This window comes from Pseudomonas sp. SIMBA_041 (assembly GCF_046535095.1).
Classification (GTDB): domain Bacteria; phylum Pseudomonadota; class Gammaproteobacteria; order Pseudomonadales; family Pseudomonadaceae; genus Aquipseudomonas; species Aquipseudomonas mucoides.
In genome coordinates, this window is sequence record NZ_JAWRXJ010000609.1 from 1 (window position 1) to 254 (window position 254).

Sequence of the window (254 nt, forward strand, 5' to 3'; positions counted from 1 at the left end):
TGAACCGCAACGTGCCGCGTTGTTAATCCATGATATGCAGGACTATTTTGTCAGCTTCTGGGGCGAGAACTGCCCGATGATGGAGCAAGTGATCGCGAATATTGCGGCACTACGCGACTACTGCAAACAGCACAATATCCCGGTTTATTACACCGCCCAGCCGAAAGAGCAGAGCGATGAAGATCGGGCGCTGTTGAATGATATGTGGGGGCCAGGCCTGACCCGTTCGCCGGAACAGCAAAAGGTGGTGGATC

The 254-nt window shown here is 53.9% G+C and carries 1 pseudogene; it reads left to right on the top strand.

Annotated features, from left to right (window positions below):
- A pseudogene (gene entB, locus SB725_RS32550) lies at positions 1-254 on the top strand (enterobactin biosynthesis bifunctional isochorismatase/aryl carrier protein EntB); the annotation flags it as partial.